Genomic DNA, 2,446 nt, shown 5'->3' on the forward strand with positions numbered 1-2,446 from the left:
TTAGAACGCTTAATAAAAGCGTTACTAAAATAATCTGTAATATATTTTTTGTTGTCTGTGTCATGTCTGTGTGGCGAGAAAATTACCGCTAACGTTTGGCTAGTAGGCGCAGGTTGGGATTAAAAATGCGATTATTTTCCATTAAACACAAATTTCACAAATTCAAAACCAACTTTCCATAAGCATCAAAACCCAACTTGCGCTTACTAGCTGTTATGTGGCGTGCTTTTATCTATGGTTCAAAACCTTCAATATTTCTTCAGAAGGAGCATCACATTCTGAGTTCGTTAAGTGCAAGCCAAAAGCTTGATTCAAGACTTCTTTGACAATTTTAGACAACTGATTTTTGGTAACACTTTTTTCTGGAAAATCATAATCTATTTCAAGATTAAAAATGATATCGTCAACCTCTGTTTCATAGTCATTTAAATCTTGGATACTATGTTCAGCATTTCCTAGAGGATTCCAGTGCTTAAGTATCGACTTAATTTGTTCAATTTTTTGTTGATTCATTTTGTCTGCGGATGTTTGTTTTTAACTTCAGAACCTTATTTAGTATTGGATTTTATATTTAGTTTATGATTCAAATTTCTGAATATTTAGTTCGGTAGCATGCCACATAACGTTCCGCGGCTTGACGCAGTAGTGAAGCCAGCGGACTGATTATTTTCAGCTAAGATAAGATTTCCTGCGGGAAATCAGCAAAGCAACTAAGCAACAAACCAACTATTGCTTCAAACCGCTGTTAGCAGCTGCCATTATTTTCTGAAATACTGAATTTGCTTCAATCTCGTTTTCGCTTCTTCCAAATCAAAATCTTTTCTTGATAATTGTTCCGTTAGGTCATATTCTCCAAATCTCAGTCTTTTTATTTTTGGGCCATTAACTATTAAGTTAAATTCCGCGCATGATTTACACTTTACAATTAAAAAATCAGAATCAGGTATATTCTCGTCTTTTTCAAGAATAAAAGTTTCAAGTTTAGAATTACATTTTGTACAATTCTGTGATGTAATTTCTATTATTTTCTCTTTTCCTTTTATGAATTCTGAAATTTTAATAAATGAATTTAATATGCTTCCATAAAGCCATTTATTGAGTTCATTTTTAAAATCGACTTCAACTATTTTAGAAATTTCATGATAATAATCGCAAACAAATTCTTTTTCTTCTGTATCCAGTTCTGATTTATTTAAGCTTTTCATATTCTGGATTAAAATGCGTTTAATTTTTTTTGGTGTTTCTTTTTCAGTTTGATTTAGCAACGAATTTATACAATCGTTCAAATTATTTTCCAAGTGTTCACATAACTCTAAATTAGATGGAATTAAACCTCTTTTGTCCCATTCTGAATCTGCAAACTTTTCCTTTACTAATAAATATTTTAGTTTGTCAATTTTTGATGTAGTCATTATTTCTGGAGAGTTTCTGAATGGTTGCTGCTAACGTTTTCGGGCTTTGCGTTCGGGCGGGTTTCGGAGCATAAAGTTTCAATTTATTACTTAAGTTCATTAGTAGCATAAAGCTCAAAGTTTGCACGTCAGCCCGCCTGACGCAAAACCCGTGTTAGCGGTAGTTATTCTTCCGTCAGTTCGTCTATCGTCTTAGCTACTTGCTGAATTTCGCCCGTCTCGTGTTGCCATAAATAAATTTCTTCTCTTAGTTTTTTGTTGTCGGTGTCAAGTGGTAATAAAATCAGATTGTCGCCCGAACCATTAGAAGCAATTGCAATTCCGTTGTCTGGGAAATTGTCCCAAGTCCTTGCTTGTTTGGTTTCTAAAACAATGTGATTGCAAGTCCTGCTCATTCTTTTGTTGTCGGACTTATCAAAAAATGGAAACAGTTGCCAATCATCGTCCTCTGTCATTAGTTCTCCACCATTTTCTTTTGTCATTTTAGACTTGAAGCTGTCGGGAAATACAAGTCCTAGCTCTTGCTCCGTTTCAATGATATATTTTATGTCTACTGGAAATGGCATCGTTATTCTGTTATGATTTTAAATTTGTCTGTATTTTCAATTCTTTCAAGTTCAGTACCAAATGGAAGGTCTAAATATGGAATTATTGCTCTATCATAATTTGCAATTGTATTCACATTGTAAATCATTGTGTTGTTTGGGTCGTTAACATATTCTTGGTCTTCTGTTCCTGAAAAAAAACGCCAACCGCTATCCATTTTTTCGTCTGGCTCTTCACGATACATATAACCAACTCTCAGTCCGTCTACAGTTATTTTGTCAGTCGCAAAACAACCTCCCATTTGTGGAACTAAGTCAACAAACTCGTCTGCTTTTATTTTGAAGTTTTTTGTCGTCATTCTTTTTGTCTGTGGTCGTCTGTTATAATTACCGCTAACGTTTCGCGGCTAGTGGCTTTTTGCGAAACCAGCGAACTGCGTACTTTCAGCTAATATAAAATTTTTACGTGAAAAACCAACGTGAAACCAC

4 protein-coding genes are annotated in these 2,446 nt (G+C 34.2%); all 4 read right to left on the bottom strand.

Annotated elements, in window-relative coordinates; translation table 11 throughout:
- Positions 1 to 228: 228 nt before the first annotated feature.
- The gene (locus BLR17_RS16315) at positions 229 to 513 is read right to left on the bottom strand and encodes a hypothetical protein (RefSeq protein WP_066328990.1); all 285 of its coding nucleotides are present in this window, start codon (positions 511 to 513) and stop codon (positions 229 to 231) included.
- A gap of 245 nt (positions 514 to 758) precedes the next feature.
- On the bottom strand, positions 759 to 1,412 hold the full coding sequence (locus tag BLR17_RS16320; RefSeq protein ID WP_066328991.1) for a DUF4844 domain-containing protein: 654 nt from the start codon (positions 1,410 to 1,412) through the stop codon (positions 759 to 761).
- A 164-nt stretch (positions 1,413 to 1,576) separates the two neighbouring features.
- Positions 1,577 to 1,978 carry an SMI1/KNR4 family protein gene (locus BLR17_RS16325; RefSeq protein WP_066328993.1) on the bottom strand — a complete coding sequence of 134 codons (402 nt, stop codon included), beginning with the start codon at positions 1,976 to 1,978 and terminating at the stop codon, positions 1,577 to 1,579.
- 2 nt (positions 1,979 to 1,980) lie between these two features.
- Positions 1,981 to 2,316 carry a DUF2185 domain-containing protein gene (locus BLR17_RS16330; RefSeq protein ID WP_066328994.1) on the bottom strand — a complete coding sequence of 112 codons (336 nt, stop codon included), beginning with the start codon at positions 2,314 to 2,316 and terminating at the stop codon, positions 1,981 to 1,983.
- Positions 2,317 to 2,446 lie beyond the last annotated feature (130 nt).

Origin of the sequence: Flavobacterium glycines (assembly GCF_900100165.1) — a bacterium.
In the GTDB taxonomy this organism is placed as follows: Bacteria; Bacteroidota; Bacteroidia; order Flavobacteriales; family Flavobacteriaceae; genus Flavobacterium; species Flavobacterium glycines.

What these genes read in the sequence shown, in the direction of transcription:
- BLR17_RS16320 (WP_066328991.1), bottom strand. Translation starts at nt 1,412, where the DNA reads ATGACTACATCAAAAATTGACAAACTAAAATATTTATTAGTAAAGGAA.
- BLR17_RS16325 (WP_066328993.1), bottom strand. Translation starts at nt 1,978, where the DNA reads ATGCCATTTCCAGTAGACATAAAATATATCATTGAAACGGAGCAAGAG.
- BLR17_RS16330 (WP_066328994.1), bottom strand. Translation starts at nt 2,316, where the DNA reads ATGACGACAAAAAACTTCAAAATAAAAGCAGACGAGTTTGTTGACTTA.
- BLR17_RS16315 (WP_066328990.1), bottom strand. Translation starts at nt 513, where the DNA reads ATGAATCAACAAAAAATTGAACAAATTAAGTCGATACTTAAGCACTGG.